The sequence below is a fragment of the Lysinibacillus sp. SGAir0095 genome, assembly GCF_005491425.1.
GTDB lineage: Bacteria > Bacillota > Bacilli > Bacillales_A > Planococcaceae > Ureibacillus.
Genome location: NZ_CP028083.1, coordinates 3,214,832 through 3,239,684, shown reverse-complemented (window position 1 = coordinate 3,239,684; position 24,853 = coordinate 3,214,832). Strand labels below are relative to the sequence as shown.

Annotated in this window: 22 protein-coding genes and 1 pseudogene; 13 read left to right on the top strand and 10 right to left on the bottom strand. The window is 30.7% G+C overall.

The window, feature by feature from the left end:
• Nucleotides 1-164 precede the first annotated feature (164 nt).
• From C1N55_RS16080 to C1N55_RS21050, 3 genes and pseudogenes are all read left to right on the top strand, one after another.
• Nucleotides 165-1,334, top strand: a complete 1,170-nt coding sequence (locus C1N55_RS16080; RefSeq protein ID WP_137729756.1) for a replication-relaxation family protein — start codon at nucleotides 165-167, stop codon at nucleotides 1,332-1,334.
• Between the two features lie 382 nt (nucleotides 1,335-1,716).
• Complete coding sequence (locus C1N55_RS16075; RefSeq protein ID WP_137729755.1) at nucleotides 1,717-1,968, top strand: hypothetical protein; 252 nt, start codon at nucleotides 1,717-1,719, stop codon at nucleotides 1,966-1,968.
• Nucleotides 1,969-2,239: 271 nt separating this feature from the next.
• A pseudogene (locus C1N55_RS21050) lies at nucleotides 2,240-2,422 on the top strand (zinc-ribbon domain-containing protein); the annotation flags it as partial.
• 304 nt (nucleotides 2,423-2,726) lie between these two features.
• Here the strand turns inward: C1N55_RS21050 and C1N55_RS16065 are convergent.
• Complete coding sequence (locus tag C1N55_RS16065; protein WP_137729753.1) at nucleotides 2,727-3,359, bottom strand: hypothetical protein; 633 nt, start codon at nucleotides 3,357-3,359, stop codon at nucleotides 2,727-2,729.
• Between the two features lie 430 nt (nucleotides 3,360-3,789).
• Between C1N55_RS16065 and C1N55_RS16060 the strand changes: the two genes are divergently transcribed.
• A complete protein-coding gene (locus tag C1N55_RS16060; protein ID WP_137729752.1) occupies nucleotides 3,790-4,290 on the top strand; it encodes a hypothetical protein in 501 nt (166 codons plus the stop codon).
• Nucleotides 4,291-5,075: 785 nt separating this feature from the next.
• Here C1N55_RS16060 and C1N55_RS16055 read toward each other — a convergent pair.
• The gene (locus C1N55_RS16055) at nucleotides 5,076-6,011 is read right to left on the bottom strand and encodes a hypothetical protein (protein ID WP_137729751.1); all 936 of its coding nucleotides are present in this window, start codon (nucleotides 6,009-6,011) and stop codon (nucleotides 5,076-5,078) included.
• A gap of 235 nt (nucleotides 6,012-6,246) precedes the next feature.
• Here C1N55_RS16055 and C1N55_RS16050 point away from each other — a divergent pair, with 235 nt between their 5' ends.
• Nucleotides 6,247-6,819: a recombinase family protein gene (locus tag C1N55_RS16050; RefSeq protein WP_137729750.1), complete on the top strand. Its 573-nt coding sequence runs from the start codon at nucleotides 6,247-6,249 to the stop codon at nucleotides 6,817-6,819.
• Nucleotides 6,820-7,345: 526 nt separating this feature from the next.
• Here the strand turns inward: C1N55_RS16050 and C1N55_RS16045 are convergent.
• A complete protein-coding gene (locus C1N55_RS16045) occupies nucleotides 7,346-8,053 on the bottom strand; it encodes a hypothetical protein (RefSeq protein WP_137729749.1) in 708 nt (235 codons plus the stop codon).
• Nucleotides 8,054-8,767: 714 nt separating this feature from the next.
• Here C1N55_RS16045 and C1N55_RS16040 point away from each other — a divergent pair.
• From C1N55_RS16040 to C1N55_RS16030, 3 genes are read left to right on the top strand one after another with little or no spacing between them, the layout of a single operon-like run.
• Nucleotides 8,768-9,547: a hypothetical protein gene (locus C1N55_RS16040; RefSeq protein WP_137729748.1), complete on the top strand. Its 780-nt coding sequence runs from the start codon at nucleotides 8,768-8,770 to the stop codon at nucleotides 9,545-9,547.
• An 11-nt stretch (nucleotides 9,548-9,558) separates the two neighbouring features.
• Nucleotides 9,559-10,725, top strand: coding sequence for an AAA family ATPase (locus C1N55_RS16035; protein ID WP_168193881.1), 1,167 nt, complete (start codon nucleotides 9,559-9,561; stop codon nucleotides 10,723-10,725).
• A gap of 33 nt (nucleotides 10,726-10,758) precedes the next feature.
• Complete coding sequence (locus C1N55_RS16030) at nucleotides 10,759-12,402, top strand: hypothetical protein (protein ID WP_137729746.1); 1,644 nt, start codon at nucleotides 10,759-10,761, stop codon at nucleotides 12,400-12,402.
• A gap of 482 nt (nucleotides 12,403-12,884) precedes the next feature.
• On the opposite strand, the gene C1N55_RS16025 is transcribed toward C1N55_RS16030, so the two are convergent.
• Together C1N55_RS16025 and C1N55_RS16020 are read right to left on the bottom strand one after the other, a co-directional pair.
• Entirely contained in the window at nucleotides 12,885-14,492 is a 1,608-nt protein-coding gene (locus C1N55_RS16025) for an AlwI family type II restriction endonuclease (RefSeq protein WP_137729745.1), read from the bottom strand.
• Complete coding sequence (locus C1N55_RS16020) at nucleotides 14,489-15,049, bottom strand: hypothetical protein (protein ID WP_137729744.1); 561 nt, start codon at nucleotides 15,047-15,049, stop codon at nucleotides 14,489-14,491. The genes C1N55_RS16025 and C1N55_RS16020 overlap by 4 nt, the downstream gene beginning before the upstream one ends.
• Before the next feature lie 137 nt (nucleotides 15,050-15,186).
• Between C1N55_RS16020 and C1N55_RS16015 the strand changes: the two genes are divergently transcribed.
• Nucleotides 15,187-15,963 carry a hypothetical protein gene (locus C1N55_RS16015; protein ID WP_137729743.1) on the top strand — a complete coding sequence of 259 codons (777 nt, stop codon included), beginning with the start codon at nucleotides 15,187-15,189 and terminating at the stop codon, nucleotides 15,961-15,963.
• Nucleotides 15,964-15,992: 29 nt separating this feature from the next.
• On the opposite strand, the gene C1N55_RS21045 is transcribed toward C1N55_RS16015, so the two are convergent.
• The 3 genes from C1N55_RS21045 to C1N55_RS15995 form a co-directional block, all read right to left on the bottom strand.
• On the bottom strand, nucleotides 15,993-16,433 hold the full coding sequence (locus tag C1N55_RS21045) for an HNH endonuclease (RefSeq protein ID WP_137729742.1): 441 nt from the start codon (nucleotides 16,431-16,433) through the stop codon (nucleotides 15,993-15,995).
• Nucleotides 16,434-16,656: 223 nt separating this feature from the next.
• Nucleotides 16,657-16,938 (bottom strand): hypothetical protein, encoded by a 282-nt coding sequence (locus tag C1N55_RS16000; protein WP_137729740.1) that lies wholly within the window; start codon nucleotides 16,936-16,938, stop codon nucleotides 16,657-16,659.
• A 20-nt stretch (nucleotides 16,939-16,958) separates the two neighbouring features.
• Complete coding sequence (locus tag C1N55_RS15995; RefSeq protein ID WP_137729739.1) at nucleotides 16,959-18,146, bottom strand: DNA cytosine methyltransferase; 1,188 nt, start codon at nucleotides 18,144-18,146, stop codon at nucleotides 16,959-16,961.
• Nucleotides 18,147-18,302: 156 nt separating this feature from the next.
• Here C1N55_RS15995 and C1N55_RS15990 point away from each other — a divergent pair, with 156 nt between their 5' ends.
• The 4 genes from C1N55_RS15990 (at nucleotide 18,303) to C1N55_RS15975 (ending at nucleotide 22,684) form a co-directional block, all read left to right on the top strand.
• Nucleotides 18,303-18,683 (top strand): hypothetical protein, encoded by a 381-nt coding sequence (locus C1N55_RS15990; RefSeq protein WP_137729738.1) that lies wholly within the window; start codon nucleotides 18,303-18,305, stop codon nucleotides 18,681-18,683.
• 376 nt (nucleotides 18,684-19,059) lie between these two features.
• Entirely contained in the window at nucleotides 19,060-19,575 is a 516-nt protein-coding gene (locus C1N55_RS15985; RefSeq protein ID WP_137729737.1) for an RNA polymerase sigma factor, read from the top strand.
• 25 nt (nucleotides 19,576-19,600) lie between these two features.
• Nucleotides 19,601-21,733, top strand: coding sequence for a Z1 domain-containing protein (locus C1N55_RS15980; RefSeq protein ID WP_137729736.1), 2,133 nt, complete (start codon nucleotides 19,601-19,603; stop codon nucleotides 21,731-21,733).
• A gap of 9 nt (nucleotides 21,734-21,742) precedes the next feature.
• Nucleotides 21,743-22,684 (top strand): PD-(D/E)XK motif protein, encoded by a 942-nt coding sequence (locus C1N55_RS15975; RefSeq protein WP_137729735.1) that lies wholly within the window; start codon nucleotides 21,743-21,745, stop codon nucleotides 22,682-22,684.
• Between the two features lie 383 nt (nucleotides 22,685-23,067).
• Here the strand turns inward: C1N55_RS15975 and C1N55_RS15970 are convergent, their stop codons facing one another.
• A complete protein-coding gene (locus C1N55_RS15970) occupies nucleotides 23,068-23,271 on the bottom strand; it encodes a DUF2129 domain-containing protein (protein WP_137729734.1) in 204 nt (67 codons plus the stop codon).
• Entirely contained in the window at nucleotides 23,252-24,295 is a 1,044-nt protein-coding gene (locus tag C1N55_RS15965; RefSeq protein WP_137729733.1) for a S8 family peptidase, read from the bottom strand. Before C1N55_RS15965 ends, C1N55_RS15970 begins: the two co-directional genes overlap by 20 nt.
• Between the last annotated feature and the right edge of the window lie 558 nt (nucleotides 24,296-24,853).

Here is a 24,853-nt window from a genome sequence, read left to right as displayed (position 1 = left end):
TTAATAGGAAATTCTAGAATCAATGATGGTATTTTTTTTTACTAATCATCCCCTAATACCCCTAAGTCTTGCAAAAAGCCTTCAAATAGCTACCTTTCAAAGGGGTATTTATTATACTAATAGGCCCTAATTCCCCTAAATAATATGATTGGTAGGGAAAACTAGTGAAAGAAAAATATGATTTATATTCATTATCAAATAGACAGTCAAAAATTTTGAGAGTGTTGTATGTATTAAGAGGAGCTACTGCTCTTCAAATTGCTAAATATCTATATAATACGCGCATACTTACAAGGTCTCAAGAAAAGTACACTTATAGTCAGTTGGCACATTTAGTAGATAAAGGGTTTGTGAATTTTAATAAATCAAATAATAAAAGAATAAAGCATTCCCTATATTATTTAACATCGAAAGGATTATCACAAATTCAATCATATTATATGATACAGGATGATTTTGAAGGGGTGGGATGGGTTCCTGATTATAGTTTTGAAAAACAGGGATTCTTTCATTATGATGTTCATTCACCACCCTTTAACCAACTCGAACATCATTTGATGCTTGTAGATTTTTTCATAAATATATCGATAGATAGAAATGAAGAATTTGAATACCGAAATAATTTATATAGTGTACGCAAATATGGAAAGAATCAAAAATTAAGAATGGATGCTGAAGTGAAATATGGAGAAAGAAAAATAGCAATCGAACTGGATCGAGGTACAGAGCGATACACACAATTAGTTGAGAAGTTTAAAAATTATAGGTTATATCTACAAAGTAGTAAGGATAAAAATGAAATCACTGATATTTTAATAGTAGTGCGAGATATAGCCAATGATTCTAAGTTACGTCAACGTTGGGAAACAATTATTTCAGCTTATTTAATAGCTATGGATGAATTCGCTCTAAAAGTGGATTTACATTTATGTGAGATAAGCGATGTATATAATTTTATGTATAGACACTTTGGTTTTAATTCTTATAAGCAAATCCTAACAAAGGTAGTTAATAATACAGACTATCAAAAAGTATTAGAAACTACAACATATGATGTTTTGAAATTCAAAAATGGTAATTATTTGTTAATGTTTTTTGAAACACAATATTCAACGAAAATAATAAGGATACTATATGAAGCAAATAATTTACCAAAATTACACTATCTAATTGGAAAAACTAAGGGATTTAAAGTTGACTACCAGTATAATATATATAAGTATCCAATACCTATAAGATTTGTTGGGTTGATGAATAAAGTAAATGAAATATCAAATCCAAATATATTAAGGTGGAAAGAGTTGTCTTATATTGGTGGTACAAAGAATGAATGAATTGTGGAGCAGAATTGCAAGTTTGATACAATTGAGTCTTATTGGATAAATACTATCTCCATACTCTGATAGTTACTGAATATGGAGATAGGTATATAATTAAACTAGGGAATATCAAGCTCTTCCTAATTTTATAGATGTGATAATTCAACTGAAAATAACATTGTAGAAAGAGATATTGGACAACTTGGTAAGCAGCAAAAAAATGTATGTGATATTAATTAGATAATTAAGCTTAAACTTTTAATTGCAGATTGCTCATTTAGACAAAAAAGATTTTAAAAACGAAGTTTAAATATAAGTGGTGGAGAGATAAAAATAATAATGGTAGGTGTTCCTTCAAATTGTAAATTATAAAATAATAGAAGGGTGGGAAGTACGGATGGAATATAATATCAAAAAAACAGAAATAAAGTATGAAATAGGTAAGTATTTCACAAATGAATGTGAAGATAACCTTTATCAAATTATCTATGATAGTGATAGAGGATATGCAATTTTAGATGTAGAAAAAGGAGAATTGACAAGTGATTTTATAGAAACAAAAGATGATTTAATAACTTATACGACACTCACTTCAATGAAACCTCTAAAGCAAGTTGGTATCGCAAAATTCGAGGTGAATACTGAATAATTCGTTAAACATTATAGTAGCTTATTCAAGATTCCTAACAGATTCCATGGATTATTAGAGAGTTTGGTTGATATAGGTGGTTCTAGATTTGTTAGGAGTTATTGATTTTCCTTACAAAGGGTAACAAGGAAATTATATTGTATATAGCTAATAAAGTTGAATAATTTACAATAAAGTCGTTTTAAAATAAATAAAGTTATTTAAAAATTGTTAGTAACCAATTTCAACAATCGGTCCATATTCTTGAATAACAGGTTAGTTAGCGAAAGAATGGCATCCCACTTTGAATGGCGAATTAACCCCCTACAAAATTACGTATAGTTCTAAAAAGAAAGTATGGTGGGAATGTCAAAGTAACCCTGAACATTATTGGAAAGCGACACCGAATAATAGAGTTAGTAATTCATCTAAATGTCCAAATTGTGCAGGTAAAAAAGCTTCCAAAGATAATTAAGACTGTACAGTTAGATTGGTTTTAGTAAAAGAATTTCACCGAACTTTACTTTGAGGTTCTGATACGTTCTTCAACTATAAGTGTGCTTATCTTAAAGAACAGCTGCCAACTTAGGTGGCTTTTTCTTCTTCAACTCCAGGCAGTTTAGTTAAGGAAGAAATGTTAATATTAAAGGTTAAAGCTACTTATGGAGACATTAAAAATGAATTTTAATCAAGGCTTAGTAAATTGCATTTTGACAATGTAGTAAATAAAATAAAAAAAGGACCACATACAGTAGTCCTTCAAAAACAAATATCAATATTTATTTTTCTTCTTCATCATCAACAATGAGATGTTCTGGTAGAGGTGTATCTAGTTCATCGCGCATTGTATTTAAAATGTTATAAAAAAGTTCCTCTTTATTTTCTTTAACATTATCTAATTGATACCAAGGCCCACCGGCAGCCCAATATTGATGAAATGCGTTTCTAGTACTCTCACCAAAATATAAATTAGATTTAGTCTCTAATTGGCTCCATTTTCTCTTCCATTCATTAAGAATCTTGTATTCCTCTTTATCCTCCATTATAGTCTCATTTAATTCTTTTTCGAATAGTTCACCTAAATCTTCTATAGTGCCTTTTAAGCTGTCTTCTACATTTTTTCCGTAAGCTTCGAAGAAAGATGTTGAGTCCATTTCAGCAAGTTCCCTTTGATTATATAAATTTGATAATTCTTCTATGAGTTCTAATCTCTTTTTAAGAACTTCTTGTTGAAGCTGAGTCTCATATTGTATGTTATTCTGTTCTACCCAACTTTCAAAATTTTTATCTGTTGAATAGTTAACAGATAATATAGTAGTAGGTATAGCAAGGGTAGCAGTAATAATTGCAGGTAACAACGCATTTATTAAGGTTTCCTTGAGATTCTTCTTATTTTTGTTACTTCCTGTCATAAATTGTTCTCCTTTATATTTATTTTTAAAACCACCAAAAATTTTACCACTTATTATACTAATAGGGTTATTAACTCAATTTTTTTCTTTATTATATAGAAGTTTTTCATATTCCTCGGATAACATAAAAATGTATTTAGAACACTAAATCAGTAAGAATCAGGGGTATACTAAACTTTAATAAGTCACCTTTTTAGCAAACATAGTATGTGAAGGATTGTACTTAAACTATCGGGTGCGATTCTTCCATAGTGAAGAATCGCTTTTTTCCTTATTAAAGTAACTGGCAGGTTTGTTTAACAAAATATCATGCTATTGCATAATTCTTTTGTTAAATAAAATTCACATTATTTTAAAAAAGGTTTATCCATCCATTTTAAACAAGAAAATAGTATGATTAATAAAAATAATTAAATTGGGGTGACCTGTAATGGAAGAGAAATTGAAGAAGTTATTAAAAAAAGAGGGGGTTAGTAATCCAGAAAACCCAACAAAATCTGATATGGAAAAAATTATTAAATTTGATCTAGATAAAACTATGATTCAAGAATACTATAAATATCTAACAGGATTACTACCTAATATGCTAGTAACAATAAATGATTTAGCTTCAAAAAATTTAGGTAAGGATGCCATAAACTCATTTAATAAAAGGATTGACACTTTAAACAAAAGATATGAAACTGAAAAGGATATCGAAGTGCTAAAAATGATTCAGAAAGAAATTTCCGATATATACGATAGAATTGAAAAAGAATCGGATAAACAAAGAGGTTGGTTATTGAATTTAGCTTATGGGGCAATAGGAGGAGCTGTAATTCTCGGTGGTGTTGGAATTGGCCTTAAAAATACGGAAGCAGGTAAAAAGGTTGCTGAGGAAGGAATAAAATTATTAGGAATAAATAAGAATATGATCGACAAAAGACCTTAAGATATTTAACAAAAAAATTTAAATCAGACGATAGAAAAACGTTCCTCTTCAACTTGTGGTGCTTTCCTTAAAGAAGGAGAAGTGCCCTTTTTTGTAGCAGGATTGCACTAACGAGCAGGATATTTGAAAAAGGGATTATTAGGGTAGCCGAATTCGGGGATGGAGTTTTGAAAGTTATAGATATTAAAGACATAGAAAGACGTAAAGACGATATTCAAGATGTTTTAACAATTACCTTTACTATTGATTTATATGGTGATGAGGAATTTTCAATTGGTAATTAATGATAATACAAAGGAAGCGTATTTTTGGTGGATATAACTCCACTTTTTAGAGTTAAAGAAAAGCTTGAAGCCAATGTTGACCATTTAAAGCAACAAATTTTTCAAATTAAAATAAAATTAATAGATATCGCATATTTTATTTACTACAATTAAACCCTTAAAATGGGTTATAGTTTACTAAACTAATGGGTTTTAAATATTGTTTTAATTATAAGCCTAGTTGTAGTGAACATTGCTATGACTAGGCTTTATTTCTTGAGTAATTATTACTGATTTACATACTCTATAACTTACTAGAAATCTTACTGTGTAAGGATACGAGTAATCTACCGATACTTATAATAGCAATGTTTGTCAGGATAAATCAAAAATGAAACTATATTGCTCTTTAAACAGTAAAAATAGATTTATATTTTATTAGTAAATTTTATATTTATAAGAAAGTTTCTGACAAATTTTATTAATATTATGAATAAATTTCTGAACAATTTAATTTGTTTTTCACTTTAATTCACTTCTCTTCAACCTTAAAAATTCCTCAAAGTTACCAGATGGAGATTCCTTTTTAAAAAAATGATGATACTCGAGATGTAAGCTACGTTTGATTGGAACACCTAAACCATATTCATAATGTTTAGAAATTAAAGTATGAATTAATAAATCTAATTCTTCCTTTGTATACTCTCCGATATTTGAAACTTCTTCTAGCTTACATAATTCAAGCGATTCATGATAAATCGAGGAAAATGACTTAAATAAATGATGTACTTCAAGCGGATCCTTTCTATTCCCTACCTCTCCAGATATAACACATCTATATGATGCATAATTTAATGAATCTTTTTTCCACTCTTTTAATTTTCCACGTAAGTATAATTTGATTTCTGATGAACCAGACCATTTATAATGCTCTTCTCCTTTAGGTCGTTTGCAACCACAGGATTTGGTATGGCCACTAATTAAATCACTTGTACTTACCGGATGTGTTTTACCACATGTACATTTTGTTTGCCACATAACCAAAGGACTACGTTCCCCAGAGTCTTTAACAACTGTTAAATAACCAAATGTTTGACCACTAAGATCATTTTTTAATGGAAAGTTACATCCGCAATGTGTTTTACGCCCCCTCCTTAAATCCGAGCTGATAACTTTAAATTGTTTATTTGAATTACATGAACAGTAGCATAGCCAGTAACGCTTGCCGTTATGATCTGTTTCGTTCAATATATTAATGACCGTAATTTGACCGAATTTCTGATTAGTAATATTTATTAATTCATTGTTATACCAATTTATTCTGCTTAACTTTAGAAAGTCAAATACACGACCAACGGTTTTATGTGTAGTACCATAAAGTTTACCAATTTTTCTTAGGGAGTATCCTTTTTGATTTAATTCAAACCATTCTTGACCAAATATTAAGAATTCTTTCATGCAATTATTATGTAACTTTAATAGATAGTTTAATCATAAGATATAGTATTTTTTACAAGCATTAGAAGTTTACCATTAGCGTATCGTCTTTCTATAAAACCACCGTTTTATAAACGAATTTACCAGCTTCCAAATTTCAATGTTTGGTTGCTATTTTTTTCTTGAATTTGTCTATTTACTCGTCTACATTAAAAAGTATATAAAAGGTATAAGTAAATGGAAAAGGGGACTTTCAATGACACGATTAATCGGCTATGCACGTGTAAGTACTGAAGATCAAAATTTAGAAATGCAACAAATAGCTATTGAAGAGTATGCAGATGAAAAAAAATATGAGCTAGTTATGTATCTTGAAAAAATCAGTTCTCGCAAAGAGAGACAAGAGTTACAAAATGCAATAAAAGCTGCAACGAAAGGAGATATTTTTGTAGTTTACAAACTTGATCGTTTGGCACGAAGTACAAAGGAGTTATATCAATTAACTGAAGAGTTAAAAACGAAGGGAGTAGAATTTGTAAGTATAAATGACAGCTTTGATACGACAACTCCAACAGGTAAAGCTATGTTTGGGATGTTGGCTGTTTTTGCTGAATTTGAACGTGATATTATTCAACAGCGTACAAAAGCCGGACTTGAAGCTGCGCGTAAACGTGGAAAAGTTGGAGGAAGACCTGCAATTGATGATAAAACAAAGCGCCAAGTAGTTACATTATTTAATGCCGGTGAAAGTGCCATAGATATTTCAAAAGAATATGCGATAGGTAGGGCAACCGTTTATAAGATCGTAAACGAAAGCAAGAATAAGTGACAAATAAAACTAAAATAATTGATATAATATGACACATTGTAAATAGTATACTTTAATAGAAAATATAAGCTAAATGATCGTAGGATGAAGCATAATGACATTTGAAAGAAAAAAGTTTGAAAAACCACATAACCGTAGTGCAGTTAGTGTATATCCCAAAAAATTCCTAATTGTTCTTAAAAAGGTTTTTCGAGTTCTGGTTTTATTCTTTTCTTTTCTCCACTGTTACAATTGTATATTCCCTTTACTTTTGATAGTGGTAACGACAGACGAAAGTTGAACTTAAAGGTTGAAAATTTAGCTTCATAAGATGTATTTGTAAATAGCGAAGAAACAAATTTCCTTATTTAAGTACAGCAGAAATGGCCCAAGTTTTACTAGTCTCTTTACGCCAAACTAAAGGGTATTAATTAAAATAAACTCCACTCATTAGATTGAGTGGAGTGTCTTATATTTTATAGTTGAATATTAGATATGTTAGATAGTAGCATGAAAGAGCACCGATATTAGATTTCTATTTAGTATTTTATTGATTTTCTTGTAGTTTTTTAATATCGAGTTCCAATTTTTTTATATCCAAATTATACTTCTTTATTTCTCTATCAAATTTTTCTTTTTCAAGGGTATATTTTATGTCCTCGTATCGATCCTGGTACATTCTTAAGAAGTCTAGAGCTTTTTTGTATTTATAATAATTACTCATCAATATCAAAAAGTAACCAATCAAAATAATTATGGAAAATATTATATAAATGAACCTTAATGAGTTATTTATATTGAAATGAACTATATAAAGTTCAATCTTTTCAATAGTTTTAAATGTATTGTTACTTACCAAAATAGATAATAATAGAACTAAAACTGGTATAGGGGAAAAAGATTTATAGATGTCTATTTTCAATCTGAATCGTTCTGAGATTATTTTTACATTATTAATACAAGAGAGTAATACTTTCTCTCCATCTTCACTTTCTGTAATTTCGTCAATACTTTCCACTACTTTTAAATGGTTATAAAGAACATTAACAAAGTATCCATACCTCAATATTATTAATACAATTGTAAGGAGTAATAGGCTTTTAAGGCGTTGTGTGGTAAATATATTTTCAATGTTACTTACAGTAAAAATAAGAATTAAAGCAATTATTAAGAGAACAATAGTTAACTTAAAGAATTCTTTCAATGTTACTTTTAAAGCATTATTAGCACTAATTCTTAACTTGTTTTTGTCCATACATTATCTCCGATCTGTAGTGCGTAAGTTTTTATGAGTTTATTTTAATATAAAACTATAAATCATTATATTATATATAATCTCCTAAAATATTCTTATACCATAGAGGAAGGGCATTTTTTTTTTTGAAATAATGGATTCTAAATATATTAGAACTTGTAGATGAAATTATTATAATGTTGTAACTGATGATGATTTTATTCTAAACTTTGCCTGACTATATTCTATTCCGGAAATTAAATCTCTTTTGAATCAAATCAATTTATACAATACTCAAACCTAAGGAGAGCACCGGAGATGGTTTAAAATTAGAAGTGCAACTCCCTGACAGCCTAAAAAATTTAAATTCGATTTAGAGGAATACAAAAAGGTAAGTATTTTTTGATTTGCAATGGTTAGGTCTGATTTGGAAGGAAATATCTTTAACGATATAGAAGTTAAGCATAAGGCATTTAAGGAAAGAAATTGTCTTACCAGATGACCGTAAATATCGAAAATCATTCAAGCAGGATAAATTTGATATGTCGTAGGGGGTTACTAAGAACTTAGTGAAGTTTATAAAGATGGTTCAAGCTTTTCAAAGGGATTATAAACACTTTTAGTTTAACTAAACTATGTCTATTTACCAAAGGACCGAAAGACTTCATATATTGTATCTGATAAAAGAAGAGTAGAAGAATAAAAGGGTATTTATAAAATATAAGGAGAATGATTATGGCAAAAAAGAAGAAAAGTGATTTATTTTGTTTGTATTATATTAATTTCAATAAAGTATTTGAAATAGCAATGCTATTAGATAACAAAGTTACTACTGGAGAAGAGATAGAAAAAAGTAGTAATCATAGTTTAAAGCTAGCAGCAAAACTTAAAAATATGCTAGCTATGGTTTTTGAAGGTACTGCAGATATAGGCTATGACTACTCTAATGGATCTCAGTTACGAAAAACTGTGGAAATTAAAATGACTAATTCAGTAGTATTAAAAGATTTAATTGAAGAGGTTAAGTTAAGTGATAAAAACATTTATGATGCGCAAGAAGGACAATTGATTTTGATTGATGATGTTAATTTAAGCTTAGTGAACGAGGAAGAAACTAGGCAAATCAAATTAGTAAAGCAAGGAGTGTTAGATAGATTCGTTCATGAAGATATTTCATTAGGAGAAGTAATGAAGCCCATGTTAAATGATTATTCTTACCAACTAACAGGAAAAAAGGGTGAAGATAATTATCTGATTAAAATACCAGCGAATGCGGATAATGAATTTGAAAATAATTATACGATAGACGATTTACTTTTAGGGAAAGTCTCCTTGATTGGTATATATAATGGGCTTAAAAGTTCAGGCGATTTAAAAAATACATTTACATATTTAAAAGGGACTGAAGCTCGGGAAGATCAAATTTTAGATAGTCAAACAGGTGAAGATACTAACATTATAGAGCAGTATCATTATATAGATATCCTTGCAATTACTCAAAAGATTCATATGTAGAGGTGTATAAATTGTTTACATTTAAAGTTGATTATTACTCTCAAAAAAATTATAGAAAATATATAGAGAGTAGGAGAGAAGAAGATATAGAGATTTTGACAGTACCATTACTTGAATTGAATCAAGGTGGAATTGATGATTTTTTGAGCGAAACAGAAGTTGATATTGATTTAACAAGTGCTATCAAAATCTCGAAGATTAATGATTCAATAAATTATGTGCTGGAAAAAATTATTTATTTACTTATAAATCATAATGTGAATTTTCTTATTGAAGAAACATATTTAGATGAACTATTAAATTCTTTCCCATATTTTGTGGAGGGTGAAAAAGTAGATCTTGATATTTCTGAAGAGGTAGTCACAGGAAATGAAGTATTAAAAGTTGGTAAAAACTTGATAGTTAATGATGAGAGAAGTTTTGATGAATTAATTTATTATTTGAATCAACATTTGATAGGCCATGAAGCTTTTAAAAAGCGTTTTATAGAAGAAGTAAAAGTTTACAAGTACTTTAACAAAGTTATTAGAGATCAACCTATACTGTCAATTTTTTTATTAGGACCTTCTGGTACTGGAAAAACTGAAATAGGTAGAACTTTACATAAGTACTTAGATGAAACTAACAGTGTCGCTAAAATTAATCTTGCAAACTATAAAAGTGAAAGTTCTTTATCTAGTTTAATTGGTAGCCCTCCAGGTTACATTGGTAGCAAAGAGGAAAGCGATTTAGTAAGAAAAATTAATAATAGTAATGCTGGTCTACTAATTATAGATGAATTTGAAAAAGCGGATGGAGCTATTCATAATTTTTTTCTACAGCTTTTAGAAGAAGGTAAGTTTGATGATGCTCTCGGTAATATCCGTAATCTTAATGGATATGTTGTTATCTTCACTTCAAATTTTAAAAGAAATGAGTTTTTAGAAAAAGTACCTTCAGAACTTAGATCGAGATTTAATTTGATAATTGAATGTTCATATTTGAATTTTGAACAAAGAATAGAATATCTAGAAAAAATATTCGAAGAATATTGTATACAAGCTGGTATACCTTTAAATAAACAAGAATTAAATGGACTAATTTCAATGATTGAGTTTAAAGAAGAGTACAATTTAAGAAAGCTTAAACAAATGACAAGGCAAGCTTTTTTTGATACATACAAAGACAGACTTAAATGATGTTGCAAAAAATAAAAATAGAGGGAATATAATTTGACTAATTCAGAAAAAACGTATTCTATAAAAAAGGACTATAATGGTGAAAATAGTTTAGTTATAATACCAGTTGGTAAATTTAATATTTCAAATAAATATCAAATAGGAGATCTTACTATCTATCCAATTAATACAGTAAATACCGAAGAACTATTTGAAGCAAAGGTAGATTTGGATTTTGCAGAAGTTAAAGAAGATTTCTTTAATTCAGCCTTTATTGTATTTCCTATAATAGTTCAAAAGGAAAATCCATTTGGTAATTTTACATTAGAGCAAAAGAACCAATTGTTAAATTCTAGTTTCAGTCAGGCAGAAGAAGTATTAAATATATTCAAGTACATCTACTGTAATTTAGATAAGTCATCGATTTTGACTCAAAAAGCGGGATATATAAATAACATTTATAGTGGAGCACTAATATATTATCCACATTTAGGTATGTCAGATTTTTTAATAGATAAATATAAGGTAAATACTGAATTTATTGGAAAGGGGTTAATAGTAGAATTAAAAGAAATTAAAGACATTTTAGATAAACATTCTGTTATTTTAGATGAGGATTGTGGAGAAGTTGGAAATATCACAAAGCATGCATTACAGTTATATGTCAATATAGTAGAAGCTAGTAGTTATACCAATAAGTATGTACAAGCTTTAAGTTTGATTGAATATCTTACAAATCCTTTTGAATTTGAAAAAATGCAAAAGTTAAAAGGTCATATTATAGCATTTTCAGTTGATAATAAGAAATCTTACCATGAATTGTCTGAACGTTTTAAGTATTTATCTGCATTAAAAGATGAACAAGGGATAGAAATAGGAATTCGAACCAATCTAGTTCATAACGGAAAGTTGCTAGAGCAAGTCTTAGATAAACCATACGAGCCGGAATTTATGATAAAAGAATTACAATATTACATATGTAATTATTTAGAGGCATGTTTTGAAAATTATAAAATGTCGTGGGAAAAATTCGTAGAAAAAAGAGAACAGAGAAAGAAGGAGATAGAAAATAATTTGAATAAATTTGAAGGAAAATATGTATCAGATACTTTAGTGTTAATTGATTTTGAATTTTTTAATAAGGCATTAAAAGAAATATATCAAATGTACCCACAATATACTCAAAGGAAGTTTGATATGGGGAGTTTTTTATATAGATGTGTATCTCAGGTTGGCATCGAGAGAAAAGGATTCAAAATACCATTTCAATTTATTATAGATTCAAATGTTAAAATTTATAATGATGCTCAAAATAAGAATATAATAGATTATGAGCAATTTGGTGTTAATACGCCATTAGGAGAATTTGATATTTATGTATCTCAAAAATATGGGAATTATTTTACATACTTAGAAGATGTTTTATATGAATATACGTTAGAAAGAAATTATGTCTTAGTTCCGCCTAGTAAGTTCGATAATATAATATTAATCTCTGATAGAAATGGTATTTCCAAGGAATTTTTTGAAGGTATTGAACAGTCAGTTAAACAAATCTTTTTAGGAAGATTAGATGAACATAGAACAACAGCATATCCGAACTTTCCTTGGTTTAATATACAATTTTTATTTTTAAATATGTTAGGTATTGAGTTATGGGAAGAAGCGAAACCCGATTTAATATTTGAGGCTAATTAAATAATTGTGTAGCTTTATCAAATACTGAAAAATGGAGCAATATAAAAGAGTCCTTAGCAAATCTAAATTTTGATGCTACCTTTGATTATTCTGAAGTTTTAAAATGGAGAGTGATAAGTAAATAAAAGTGCATGCTCGGTTGATAGCATGCACTTTTATTTATTTTTAGATGATAGGACAGCTTAAAGTATCGAATTTTAAACTAAAGTGATTTTTAGACAATAATAATATGATAATGCAGATGATATGCTACATTAACTTTCGCTATAAATATTATATGTACATATCTATTTGAAAATATAAATTGTGAAGTTCAATGTAGTAGGTTACTTCCTTCTTCCATTGGGAGTATTCGCCTTTATATATTTGTACTTGGAGATCAGTAATACGGATAAAGGCAAACTTAACCATATTTAATGACTACCAAGTCTTATTCTAGTAGTGTAGAGTCTACAGTTTCTAACAGACCATCTTCCATTGAGTCAAATGAATAAGTCTTGTGTATCAAAGTGTAAAATACCCTTGTTTTGAATGGCTTTTATAAATAGATGTACACGCTGTTCGATAGTTAAGTTATTTTCTAAACAGAAATCAAGGAATCCTATTAATACTTCGCGTTGCATAAGAAATCCTTCAATATGGTGCCCTGTTAACTTTTTAGCGAGCGTTGTTATTGACTGTAACTTTTTCTCGCCCGTGTATTTAGCTGATGTAATATATCCATAGAAAGTCAGTGGACTATTACCGTAATTTAGGTAATTAGGGATATATTCACTACCCATATAATTCGCTAAGTTTTGAGATAATGGGAAGCCAGATTGATAATATTTCGTGTCGATAATACCACAATGTTCGCCATACTGGACAAAAATTTCAATTTCAGTCGCTGTACCATTAATTTGAGGTTGATATTTCACGTTGAAGCCGATGGCTTTTAAAATTTTCAACGTCTCTTTTTCAAAATTACTTGGTGTAAGCTCGCCTAAGTAAATTTCAACAAATTCAGACGGAATAGTAGTTAGCTCCGGTTTTTCAATAATTAAATCATTAACGATTTTTTTTCCTTCTCTTGGACCAAAAACTGGTATAAAATGCGACAACAGCTCTTCGTTTGATAGTTCTAATGCATTCGGAATCCGATTAATAACCGATTCAATTTTATTCTTAATCTTTAATTGATTATTTGCAGGCATGATCTTGCCAAATTTATTGAATTTATAGCTATCTACATCAAGCCCATTACTTTGAGCCATACGTTCAGAGGAGATTAAATAACGTGTATTAAATGGGTAACGCTCATCGTAATATGAGATTACTTCTTTGGCTTCTTTGTTTAAATCGGGATCAATTTTTAATATCGCCTCTCCACGTAAATATTCTACGAGGCCCGTATATTCACATAGCATCATGAACGTATGCGCCACATCCGAGTGCGCTTGGAAGTAATCACGTGCAGCGTGATCATTTCGTGCACGATGATCATATTCAACCGCAATTTCTTGTCGAAGTGCTTCTTTATCTTCCTCATTACTTAAACGGAAAGTTGAAATTTGTTTAATAACGTTTTTGATTTGATTGTCGTGTTGTGCTATTAAAACAAAATACGTAATTTCTTCTTTTGTGATGTAATAATCTAACTCGGAACTTTGTACAAGATTAATAAGAAAACGAGCAGGTCGGATGTGAAAGGCTGATGCAAATTTTGGACGAAAACCACTTTCTAAAAAGTAGGCATTTGGAATTTGGAGTGTAAGAATCTGTTTTTTTACATTTTCATATTCTTTAATTCCATTAATTAAAGACTGACCTACTTTTGTCGGTTTTACATTACCTTCATGATCAATGTAACAATATGCAAATGTTTTCAACATAGCACACCATGTACGGCCACCAGAGCCATCGTTACTAATATTATTTCGTTTTAACCCTCTTGATGCCAGTACTTTTTCAAAATGTTTGTGAGCCTCACGATTTCCTTGCCATTTTGTTGTAAACTGATTCGTGGCTTCAGCCAATGCTCTGATGGCCTCCGCGTGGAAACGTGGATCACGCTCTGGGCGTGTAATAAACCAAACTTTACGCTCACTCATTTTTGTTTCAACCTTTCTCGTAGGAGTTTTTTGTGGTGTTCATGATCGTTTATTAAGGCTTCTTTCACTAGAGGCTGATTAGCAATTTGTTGAATTACTTCTAGTTCTTCTGACTTTAGAACGCGCTTGTTTTTTGATTCGTTGTAAAATTTCACTAATCTTGAGCAAAATGTTAAATGAACTTCTACTAAGATATCCAATTGATTTTCAATACTTATCTGATTTAAGAAATCTAATCCATCTTTATATTTATCGACCAAAGCATCTAAGGAGGGTTTGGCATCTACAGGTGCTTGAAATTCTTCCCACAGTTCAATGAGAACGCACCAGTATCGTAAAAGTCCCACTGCACTATAGACCTCCAATTTATTTATGTTTCGATGCACATTATTAGAATTTTTTCCAACCCTATTGCCGATTATTGGAATGATATTTTTGTTAGTAGTATTATGCTTCTCCAAGGGCTTTAGGATTTCTTCTTGCAAAATTAAATAAGCTAAATATCGCTCTACAACTTTTTGAAGCTTTTGTTGATTAAAGTCGGCCATTTCGTTCATATATACACCCCTTTTTTATTCACTTCTATTATTACAAAAGAATATTGCATAGATTTAGCCTTTCGAGGCTAAATCTATGCAATAATTTAATTTATATTTAGAATAGTTTAAATTATTTCATTTTAGGGGTGTTGAAAATGGTGACTATAACCAAAAAAGAAATTCAAAAATGTTATCACTTCGCTGTCACAGCCTGGGAAAAGCGTAGTCAAAGTGTTCAACAGTTTGGGACAGACGAACCTAGAACGAGAGAAGCCTTCTTAGCCGATCAAATTTCTGGGAAGTTAGCGGAGCTCATTTTTAAAAAAGAAATAGAGCAGAAATATCCAGGAGTAGAAGTACAGCTAGATTTTGAGCATTATTTGAATCCACTCCAAACGGATAATGGGGATGTCACGATTTTAGATAATGGTTTGGTCGTTCCTTACAAGATTGATGTGAAAGGGTCTTCCCATGTAGCGCAATGGTTATTAGTTGAGCGACATAAGTTTTGGGATTTACAAACAGAAGTACCAATGGCGGATCGGTACGTAATGGTGAAATTTTCGAATGAAATGCCTACAAGTCCGGAATTACGTACGAATCCTGAAAGTATTTTGAATTTGGAGCAAGTAAGTGGGGAAGTAGTGGGATGGGCCAATCATGAAGATTTTATTTCAAGCACAGACAATACACCCTGGTTTAGCTTTGAAAAGGGCGAACAATTGATTAGTTCGCAATTTTTACCGAAAACAGCAAGTTATCCAAATGATATTCGCCATTTAACAAACTACATTAAAAAAGTGCAACAAAGTAAGAGTGCCACTAGTATTCACATTGGGCCACCATTAGATGCAACTTTGAATGTTGGATTGCCGATCAGATGGTTAAATAAAGAACTTGGTGCACTCCTAAATCAAATGGTGATAAATTAAAGATAAAACAGGCATAGAAAACATGTTATCTATGCCTGTTGCTTATGATTTAAAGACAAATTGATGGTGATTACAATGTACTTTTCCATTTTCTCACTTATCTGAATGCATAATTTCTCATTTACATTAAAGCTCATTCGTTGGGACGAGGAAAGGGATCTGGAAATCAAGATGTTTTCGGATTCTCCAAAAGATATTAAGCCTTTATCAAATAGGTAGTCATGGTTTGGACATAATAAAAGACCATTATTTATGTACAAACGTTCGTAATCGCTACTAGATGCCCAAGGTTTGATATGGCTTGCGCGCGTATGATAGGCTTCTACACTGCATAGTGCGCAGGTTATATGTTTCGTTAGAAGTAATTTCCGGAATTTCGCTTGCCCCTTACGTTGTTTCACATCTTTTAGCACTTCCGTGAACAACTCTTCATTATAGTCATTGTCAATGAGTTCTAACTTCGCAGTCATTTGTGTAATAGGCTAGGATGGGACCGTATTAAATGAAAAAGGTTTTACAATAAAAATTCCTTGTTCGTTTTCTTCAATAATAAAGCCTAATCCCAATATCAAATTCATTCCTTTTTTTACTTTATGCAGGATTACCGATGGGGATTGATTTTCCAAATTGTAACGAGCAGCAGCAATGTCACTCTTTTTACGGTTATATTTAGGGCTTCTTGGGGGTCTCATTTCAATTTTTAAAATTTGTGAGACTCTTTATCTTCCCATAAAATTTGTTGTCCATAGTTTTCTCTGACTCGGTTGCTTGATATGAGTTTAAGAACGGCATATCAGCTGGTTTATAAAAACCACGGATTAAATCATGTAAAATATGATCTTCTTCTACAAATTGGTCTGCAGGTACACGTTGTTCTTTGCTAATACCTTTAATTGGTATTTTTCCAACTAAGGTTTGGCCTTTTAATGCTTCGAACTTAAGTAATATTCCTTGGTGAACAGTTTCATTTAACATGCTTAGTTCCCCTTTATGAATTAGATATTATTGAAAGCCAATTGTTTTTCATCAGCATTAATGTTATTTTTGACAGTTTTTTTCACTATCTCTTTTTGTAAATATTCTAATTGGAATTTCTTTGTTGGTTCAATAAATTCATAAGGAATCTTAGCAAATGATTTTAGAATAGCCTGGAATACAATTTCAGCGCCAGCTGGTGGCACAGCCATCCCAATCTGCTTACGAACAGCTTCTTTGCTACCTGTAAATACAAAATCATCAGGAAAAGTTTGTAAACGGGCTCGTTCTCTGTTTGTTAAAGCGCGAGTTTCATCCCAGTGATACATATGTGTACCACCTCCACCACTACCTGTTACGGTATAGGCAGGACGTGTTGGATCCAGACGCTTATAAATGGAACTTAAACGAGCTCCTTTTACGTTTAATTGTAATTCTTCAGGAATGCCAATGTACCAAGCATTTTCACCAGGTGGGATGTAACTTAACATTTCTTTCACTTTCGCTGTATGGCGAGGCATTTCATGATTGGGTGCACCCTCCGGAATAGGTGGGTTTAAAATGGCATCTTTACATGTTTTATAATCAGCTGAATTTGGTGTCGTTGGTGCAGGCACTTTAAATTCGATGCCTTGTTCTGCCAAATCTTTACGAATTCCAACAATTATGATACGGTGCCTTGATTGCGGAACGCCGTATTCTTCAAATTTATAAAGGTGAGGGGTCACCACGTATTCTACGCTACCTGGTGACTCTAATTCTTTTAAAATTTGAATAAAGGCACGTCCTTCATTAGCACTTTGCAGGCCTCCAACATTTTCAGCAACAAAGAATTTTGGTTTGTACTCATTTAATACCTTAACCCCATAGCTGTATAAAGGTCCAAAGGTACCTCCTAAGCCCTTCTTTTCGCCAACATTGCTATAATCATTACAAGGGAAACCAAATGCAAAGCAATCGATATCTTTTAATAAAGTTCGATCACCAATGGGTAATTTTTCAACAGGGCCACAAATGACACTTGGATCATTTTCATCGCCACAGATATTTAACGCAAATGTTCGACAAGCGTTTTGATCAAAGTCATTTGACCACACATGCTCAATACGAAATTCTTCATTGGTTTCTGGATGGATAACAACCGTGTTTTTTGCTGCTAAACTTAATCCACCTGGTCCGTTAAACAATTCACCTTTTTTAAAAATCATAATACTCATCTCCTTGCTTTAGAACGAATAAAAATCCGAACGTAGGTTCTTGCATATAGGTATGCTAGTATCTATAATACTACTTTTCTCGGAAAAATGCTGCAATAAAATTTAAAATAAGTAAATAATACTGAAATAATAGAAACGGGGTCTCTTATGTTACAAGGTTATTTATTGTACTTTGATACTGAAATTATGAAAATCCAAGCAGAAATCTTACAGTTACATGATGAAACTACAGAAGTTCTCGATCAGGAATTAAAACAAGTATTACAGGCAGAAGGATATGATTTTTTTGATTATAGTGAAGAGATAGCTATTCTAGTTGATGATCAGGGCTTTGAAAAACCATTAAATCCGGTTTTTGAAATTGTCAGTGCTTTTGGAGATCGAAGTCTTTTAGCAGGTCGTTTAATATTTGTACGCAATGTGGAAAATGAATACAGCACAGACATTGGTAGTATTAAGTATGAGGATGTTTTTAATTTACGTATTAAATTAGAAATAAATTTAATTGGCTTGACAAATCAACTTTAAATAAATCTAAAACACAGTTTGTGATAGTGAAATTCAGAATTAAGTATATAATAATTCGCTATCCCCAGCTGTCATTTAAATGATATTGTGGCACTAGTTAGACTAACCACTTAGAAAACCCATCACTTTCTATAACAACCGTTTTGGCTGATACCCAAATTTGGGCTATATTTATGAACTAGTAATATCAACACGAGAAAAGTACTTACAGAAGCTCCATGTAAAGACTAAGGATATGAATTCTAAAACGTGGATGTATCTTCCAAAGAAGTACTAATGCTCTATTTAGAAAGTTTTAAATTAAATTTTGAATTTAACACAACAAAATGTTCCCGTTATTTGTATATATATTAGTTAAGTAAAAAGGAGGGCACATATGAAGCTTGATGAGCAGTCAAGAGCTTGGAATAATTTAGCGGCACTTTGTTCAACTCACAGCTCAGAAGCATTATTGCAAGCAAAAATAATAATACGTGATGAATATTTAGCAATGGATATCGTTCAGGATTCAATAGTTAAGGTCCTTGAAAACTGGTATATGTTTGATGATTCAAAACCTTTCTGGCCATGGTATAAAAAAATTATCACAAATATCGCTAAAAATTTGTATGTAAAAAAGAAAAGAGAAATTTCAACACAAGATCAAGAAATAATGAATCAACCTCATACTGTTTTTTTAAAGGAAAATTGCACTAATTTGATCGCTAGGGAATTTTGGGATATTGTACATGCCTCGCTTACAAAAAGACAGTACCAAATAATTACACATCGTTATTTATTGGATATGAGTTATGAACAGCTTGCTAAGAATTTTAATGTTGGAATTGGTACAGTTAGTCGAGGATTGAATGATTCGCATCAAAAGTTAAAGAAAGTCTTAGAAAAATACTAAAAAAGTAAAAGGAGAAGGAACACTGATGAAGAATAGCAAGAATATTAGGGAATTTGTGGGCGAGAAGGAAAATAATGTGACCGAACTCTTTGAAGAAAGAGTATCAAGAATTATTGAAGAGCAAAGAAAAAATTTCATTTCACGGTCCACAAATCATGAGCAAAAAACAATAGGAAAAATTGTTGAACAACCTGCTAACCCTTTCAAAACAATAGTAACAGATGGATCTCATGTAGCGCATCTAAAAACACTACTAGAAAAGAAAGATATTCTCTCGGATGAATTAGTACAAAAAGCTGCTGAGGTGGTAGAGAATGTAGTGGATGTGAAAGAAAGTTATGGTGAACGAATAGGTCTGATGTTTGGAAGAATACAGAGTGGGAAAACTAATTCACTAATTGCTTCATTAGCCATGGCTGCCGACAATGGATACAAAAGTTTCGTTGTTTTGACTTCTGATAATCTTTGGCTATATCAACAAACTATAAGTAGAATCAGACAATCTCTACCTGGAATTACTATAGTGGGAAAGGAGGAGTGGGAAAATAATCTAGATAGTATTAGAACAAAACTTGAACTTAATGGTGTAATATTTGTTTCAACTAAGAATGTAACGAATCTTAAGAAATTAAATAAAACGATTCTAAGTACAAATGCGTACTCAAAGCCTACTATAATTTTTGATGATGAAGCTGATCAAGCAAGTCTTAATACGAATATAGGTAAAGAGGATGATGATCCTAGTAAAATTAATGCATTAATTAGTGAGTTGAGGAAAAATTTCCTTGTAAGAACGTATATTCAAGTTACAGCGACACCTCAAGCCCTATTTTTACAAGGATTGCATAGTTTATATAGACCGACATTTACGGTCCTAATTGAACCTGGCGAGGGGTATATAGGAGGTGATGTGTTCTTTTCAGATAAGGATAGTAAATATTTGCATATTGTACCCAATAGTGAAATTGATAAACTAACATCGGATAACCCTAAACTGCCAGAAGGTCTAAAATATTCAATTTGTTGGTTTTATATTGGAGCAACTATCCAGCTTCTTAAGTCAGAAGGAACAAATTTCTCATTTTTATGTCATGTTAGTTTGAAAAAAATCCACCATGAAAATATTAGATTAGTAATACAGCACTATACAGATCAAATGGCAAAGTTCCTTTGTATTGGTGAAATTAACAGTGAGACTAAGAATATGATTAAATTATTAATAGAAGCATACCAGGAAATTTCAAAAGGAAACGAAGGAATTCCTTCATTTGATGAAGTCATTGATAAATTGAAATTTGTAATTTCAAGTACTGATATTCAAGTTCTAAATACCGATCGCTCCAACGGTGAACCGAGATATGATAATATTTATAACATTCTCATAGGAGGAGCAAAACTCGGAAGAGGAGTAACAATAGAACGCTTGCTTGTTACTTACTACGGTAGACAAACAAATAAACCTCAAATGGATACAGTTTTACAACACGCTCGAATGTATGGATATCGTTCTCGAGATTTATCAGTTAGTAGAGTGTTTTTACCGGAATATTTGGCTACACGATTTCGATTGATATATGAATCCGAAAATAACCTTAGGAATGTCATTAGTAAACACAGAGATGAAGGAGTAAGGAGCGTGTGGCTTTCGGGTATTAAGCCAACGAGATCTAATGTATTAGATCCAAATGAAATTGGAGCATTTGCTGCAGGGAGTTCGTACTTCCCACATAAGCCACTTTACAAAAAAGAAGAAATAGCAAGTCTTACTCAAAAACTAGATAAACTACTTGATAATTACTTGGGAAATGGTTATTCAGAAGTTCCAATTGAATTAATTTCGGAATTATTGAAACATACAAGGACTGATACAAATTCCCCTGGGCTTTGGAGAGAGGAAAGGATCCTCATGGCCCTAGAGAAGTTGAATGAGGATTATGATTCAGCTTTTCTTTCGGTTAAAAGGGATCGTAACCTCTCCTTTACAAGCGAACTTAGAAATGTTTATACAAGTTCTGATTTAAGTAGCATTCCTGATAACAAACCAACGTTACTTATGCTACGTCAAAATGGATACCAATGGGATAATCAAGCATTTTGGATTCCTGTATTTCGTTTTCCAGAAGGCAATTATGCCTTTATGTTTAATGTCACAACTTGAGGATGAAAAATGAAAGCTTCTGAGTTTAATTATATATATAATTCAATAAAGCCATCTAATAATATAAATGAATACACAATGCACCATGTAATCAATAATTTTTATATAGGAAAAACTAATACTAATAATTACTGTCTACTATTAAAATATCCGAAAGAATCTTTTCTTAAAAGTGGTCGAGTTACTAAGGCTATTGCATTAGAATTTTATTCTTCTGAGGATTTTTTCATCAATGAATTTAAAACTGAAAACTCTTGGGCAGTGGTAACATGTCTAGATCCCATTTATAACAGCTTATTTACTGTTTTAGCAGAAGGGATTAAATACAGAACTTCCAATGAATTAATGCATAGTCCTCAAGATATTCTAGAGTATATAATGGAGTGGCAGGAACTTTTAGCTTCTGTCACATCTCTTACTGATAAACAATTACAGGGTCTTTGGGGCGAATTGTATTTTATTCTAAACTCGAATTCATTAGAAAAGTCTATATCTGTCTGGGAAGGTCCTAATAAAAAGAAATTTGATTTCAGTAATAACGGTATTGATATTGAAGTCAAAACTTCTTTGATTAAACATATCCATACCTTTTCAGATGAACAATTACAAAATACAACTTCACAAATAAAGAGATACATATATTCTCTTTATATTGAAGAGCAATCTTCAGGAGGTAAAAGTACAAGGGACCTGGTAAATGAAATTAGAGGCCTTTTACCTCGCGTAGAAAAATTCGAAAAGAAATTATTAGCATACGGTTATACAGATGAATCTATTGAATATGAAAGAAAATATTCATTACGATCCGAAAAGTTAGTTTCGATAGCTGAAACACCTAAAGTACTGCTAAAAGATACGGGAGTATTTAATCTGAAATATCAATCTGATTTGACTTTTTGTCAGGATGTTCTAAATAAAAATGATATCTATACTCAATTACTAAACATTTAAATTAATTCTTATACTATTACGAATAAAAATCACATGTTATTAAGATGCTATAAGAATTAAAAGACCCTTTTTATTTCTATGTTAGATAGTGAGGTAAAATTGAAGAGAGAAGAAGAAAAAGCTAGCAGTAAAATAATAATATTCTGCAATTTTATTATAAATCTCTAAGTCCTTATTAAAATTTTTTGGAGGCTAGAAAGAACTAACAATTACTTCTGTGAAAGTGAAAAAATGTACAATTCAAAGTAAATTGAATTGTACATTTTTATTTTTTAAACCGTTAATTTCTTTAACTTTAAAATGTCATACTAAAAAAGAAAAACAAATATGAACTAAAATTTATAATAAAATTTTCAGGTCCTACTAAAGATTAAATAGCCCCTTTATGCAGATTGTAAACTCGCTGTTCTACTTTTAGTTACCTTTATCACAAATGGAAGTTTAGAAATTTTATTAATATTGGAACTATCGGTTAATAAGAAAACAATATTAACCATATTATCAATAAAAGTAATAGTTCCGTATTTTAACAATTCACTCGTAAGATTTAAATCATTTACTTTTACCTTAACTTTTACTTGTGACATAATCTAACCCTCCTAGATATTTATTCAAATCAACAATACCATAACCCTGTTTATTAAAAGATTGATTCAAAAGACTTGAGGTAGATGATAATAAATGATACTTAGGTGAAATTCCTTCTTTTATATGATGAAATGTTGCTCCAACTAACCCTGTTATTATTGGACTGGCAAAAGAAGTTCCTGTATGGTTTTGAGATTTTCTTAAATAATTTTCTACAATCTGACCTTGTGCTACCAAATCTGGTTTATCTGTTCCCCCTAAACCAGATGCACTACTTTGTGCTACTACTTTTCCAGATGCATCTAATGCTCCAACGGCTATTCCTTCTTGTGAACAAGCGGGACAGTGTATATGGTTTTTATTTCCTGCAGCTGATATAATAGTATATCCCATTGAAGACATTTTATTCACTCTTTCTGCCAAATCACAATTCCCAGTACATTTAAAGTCAATTCCAATTGAAAGATTTATTATGTTAATATTTGGAATCTCAGTTGCCCAGTTCAGGCCTTGGAAAACTAGCTCTTCATCTATATCATAGGGATCCTTGGAACAAATTTTCCCTAAATACAACTTTGCCGCAGGAGCAATTTTACTTATTATACCAGCAACTAATGTTCCATGATTTATATAATCATAGATTATCCCATCGTCAGTAAAAACTTTTTGGCCACCCAGATTAATGTTGCAATTTCCATTGTAGCCCGAATCGAGAATTACTATGTTAGTACCAAACCCTACAAGACCAGTATCGTGAATTAGCTCTTCTTTAAAAGATGGGACTATATCAATTTTAAAATCTTGATTAGTTGTTTTAGTGGATGAAATTAGGAGTTTACCTTTTCTTGTAGGTTTTACTGACCTGATAAATCCTAAATTATGTAAAATTTGACTGTTTTCAGTTTCAACAATTAGTAGATCTTCTAAAACGTTATCAATCAGTCTAATAGAAATGTTTAATTTCTCTAATTGTAGTTTGATTGAGTTATTAAAAGGTTCTATTAATCTAATAATATATTTCATTGTATTAGTACCTCGTTTATAAGATATTAAACCTTTTACTAAATTTACTATATTTTACTATAAAAATCTATCATTAATTATTGCACATTGTTTATTGTTAATAATCTAATTTTTCATATAGTAATCAATATTTGTTAATAGTATGACTTGCCCCCGACTAAGCTAATATTGAAATGGCATTTTATTTGGCATTTAGCAATAATATAAAAGTTATTTGAAACCTGATAAATACTCATAATTAGTAGTTTTTAATAGAAAGGGGGTTTTACTCCCGCCGTCTCCATTATACGAAATTATTTGATTTCATATAGTATCATATGACGTCAAGTTTAAAAATTCCATTTGGAAACTTTATGTTTGATTATCAAAATGTAGATTTAAATCACCTTGCCTCCTCTAATAGAGCTTTTAAAGGCAATGTGATTTTTTTCTTTAGTTGTAGCATTCAAACTAAAATCACATGAAATTTTGAAAACTAAGAAGTTGCCTCTATAAAAGAGAGTATCTAAGAATTCTTAATGAAGGAAAATGATTTCCAAAATATAAGCCTGTTTAGTG